The following is a 2811-nucleotide window of genomic DNA, read 5'->3' on the forward strand; positions in this document are numbered from 1 at the left end:
GAAACTCCCTTTTAACTTGGTATTGATCGATATTGATAATTTTAAGCAGATCAATGACAACTACGGACACCTCTTTGGCGATGCAGTACTTAAGCGTGTGGCCGCACTGCTGCAAGAGGAGTTTGGGGAAGATAGCGTTTATCGAATTGGTGGAGATGAATTTGCCTGCATTCTCGATACATCGAAACCAATCCTCCGTCGCATTTTGTCAAGGATTAACAAAAGAATGGTTCGCACCCGATGGAGAGAGCCTGGCGCCACAGTTACGCTTAGCTTAGGTGCAACAACACAGTTGGATTCTGAAGAAACAATGTTCATGAGAGCCGATCAAGCGCTCTACTGCAGTAAAAACAATGGACGAAATTGCTGGAGCCTTTACGAATAATAAACATGGAGCATGCTTTCACGTCTTAGATGTATCCTCTATTGCAGAGGTTTATCAAAAACGATTGGATCTGCTAAGTACTAAATTGGGCGGATTTATAGAATCCATCCAGAGTTATTAAATCTATTCTGAAGTTTAACAAGATTTAAACGCATTGCAGAATCCGGGCAAATACTATCATACAAGGCAATTCACATAACACATTGACTCGCTTCACTACCTTTCGCTACGCCCTCTTCCACAATGTTTAAAACCTCTTGGTTTTGTATCGCGGAAACAAGCTTATTCATGAGTTTTTCTGCAGAGACTGAGGAAGAGGCATCAACAAAGCAACGATATGAGTTTGCTATTTTGTCTTGAACGTTTGTTATCGCTTCTGAATTGGTTAAGTCGACATTAAGAGCTTCCTGAACGGCCATCGTCAGTTGTTGTGCCTGTTCTTTGGCACCCTCAAACTGCTCTAATTTAAGAGATTCGAAATCCAATGGACTGGCCTTATCTTGTAAACTATCGACGGCCGGGTTTGCTGCTTCTTGAGCTTTATCGATCTTATTCTCCGCATCATCGCAACCGAACAAAATAAAGAAAACGCCTAATAACGCTATTTGGGGTTTCATATGCTTACCTTTCCAGATTGATTGAACAATCTAAAGATAGCAGCAGATTTGGAATTTAGGGGATGAGCAGAGTTGCCCGTACCATCAGTCGCATTGGGTGATGCAACGTATACACTCTTCAATAAACTATTGACTGTCGTTGGATGAGAGCTTTTGTTGTAAACCTACAACGAAAAATAGACTATGAAAAGTTATGATACAAATATGAAGAAAACCTGCAAATTATGCGAACATATATTGCAGGCTTCAGATGGGTGGAGGCCCCAGCCACATCCCGGCACACAAGTCACACGCTGCGGCTGCTTCCTTCCGGACCTGACCGAGTTCACGAGCTATTGTTGCGGGAGGACCAGGGCCTCCATAGATTTTGTATCTCAGGTTGTTCACCAGAGAGCGAGAGGGATTATCAGGTATCCGCTTATCTATTGCAACCCATAAACCCGGAAAATCCCCGTCACTGCTGCTAAGTGCCTAGCAATTAATCGATTTATCGGATTGCACGGAACCTGGACTACACTTCTTCGTTCTCATCCAGGCTCTTAAGGATGTAATCCGTCATCCATGCGGTACCAAGCAGACAAATCCACACCACAAATACCGGATTGGGCACTTCAATGTCCGGCATGACGACCAAAACCGCAAACCCGACCGTCGGTAGTGTCCAGCACAGCAGCTTGCTCCACTGAAACGACGCGCGGTTGAGGCTTTCCAGCGAAGCGATAATGCCTGTTGCGCATAACGCCACCAACGCCGCGTATGGCAGATCGGCCAGCCACAATGGCAGCACCAACCCTAGCGCCCACCAGCTGTGTTGCCCGGACGGTTTCCAATAGCGAGTCGCCCACCAGGCCAGAATGACCGCGATAGTCTGGACGACCGTCACAGACGCACTGCCGCCCAGTTTTCCGGCCGATTGCGTCACCATGATCCCCACCTGGAGCGTGATCACGATCAGTGCCGTAGTCAGTATCACTCCAATACTGCTGCGTCTCGAAAACACCACCATCATCAACGGGAACAATATCCATACTGAAACCGATAAGGCGATTGGCTGATAAGGCAATGTCAGGCCATAAACTGCCATCACCGCCAGCAGCAATAACCCCGCCACCCCACCCTGTGGCAATACCCATAATGCGGGAATGATCAGTGCCAACACCGGGATGTCCCCTTCACTCAAGCTGATAGCCCGAGCACAAACAACAGCCAATACCGTTGTGATCAGAAATTGAAAGGTAGAAAATACCATGCCCACTCCTTATACCTATCCGTGGTAACAATGAATTAGGACAATGTCAGTATGGATCAATTCTTGTCTCAAGTCTTTGCGGTAATTCACCAAATTCCGGCCGGAAAAGTGTCGACCTATGGGGACGTTGCTAGAATGGCGGGGTATCCGGGGTATGCCAGGCACGTTGGCAAAGCGCTCGGGAACTTGCCTGAAGGCTCTAAACTCCCCTGGTTCCGGGTCATTAATAGTAAGGGCGAGATCTCGTTGAAAGGAAGGGATTTAGAACGACAAAAAGCGCATCTGGAAGCCGATGGGATCGAAGTGAGTCCGACAGGCAAAGTCAAACTCCGTAACTACAAATGGCAGCCCTGAGGCTGCCATTTTTATCAATTCACAAATTTATTACTGCCCAGCGACACTAATTAGACGCAGATCGACTTTTTGTGTGTTATTTTCATCAGTAATGACGGCATTCATCGTATCGGTGATGAAGCGTAGCTTACCGTCAATTTCGATACGAGCGCTGATGCTGTAAGTGTGGCCCGGCTTAATTTTGCTGCCGTCATACTCAATATCGA

The 2811-nt window shown here is 46.9% G+C and carries 5 protein-coding genes and 1 other RNA gene; 2 read left to right on the plus strand and 4 right to left on the minus strand.

Annotated features, from left to right (window positions below):
- On the plus strand, positions 1 to 385 hold a 385-nt coding region (locus CAG65_RS05060), incomplete at its 5' end, for a GGDEF domain-containing protein (protein WP_161452610.1).
- Between the two features lie 191 nt (positions 386 to 576).
- Here the strand turns inward: CAG65_RS05060 and CAG65_RS05065 are convergent.
- The 3 genes from CAG65_RS05065 to CAG65_RS05075 form a co-directional block, all read right to left on the minus strand.
- On the minus strand, positions 577 to 1002 hold the full coding sequence (locus CAG65_RS05065) for a hypothetical protein (protein WP_161452612.1): 426 nt from the start codon (positions 1000 to 1002) through the stop codon (positions 577 to 579).
- Between the two features lie 258 nt (positions 1003 to 1260).
- Positions 1261 to 1357: signal recognition particle sRNA small type (gene ffs / locus CAG65_RS05070), an RNA gene on the minus strand.
- 156 nt (positions 1358 to 1513) lie between these two features.
- Complete coding sequence (locus CAG65_RS05075) at positions 1514 to 2251, minus strand: hypothetical protein (protein ID WP_161452614.1); 738 nt, start codon at positions 2249 to 2251, stop codon at positions 1514 to 1516.
- A gap of 51 nt (positions 2252 to 2302) precedes the next feature.
- Between CAG65_RS05075 and CAG65_RS05080 the strand changes: the two genes are divergently transcribed.
- A complete protein-coding gene (locus CAG65_RS05080) occupies positions 2303 to 2605 on the plus strand; it encodes a DNA base-flipping protein (RefSeq protein WP_021704196.1) in 303 nt (100 codons plus the stop codon).
- A gap of 30 nt (positions 2606 to 2635) precedes the next feature.
- On the opposite strand, the gene CAG65_RS05085 is transcribed toward CAG65_RS05080, so the two are convergent.
- The coding region (locus CAG65_RS05085; protein WP_202599268.1) for a YbaY family lipoprotein at positions 2636 to 2811 on the minus strand (176 nt) is incomplete at its 5' end.

This window comes from Vibrio sp. V39_P1S14PM300 (assembly GCF_009904765.1).
GTDB classification, from domain to species: Bacteria; Pseudomonadota; Gammaproteobacteria; order Enterobacterales; family Vibrionaceae; genus Vibrio; species Vibrio proteolyticus.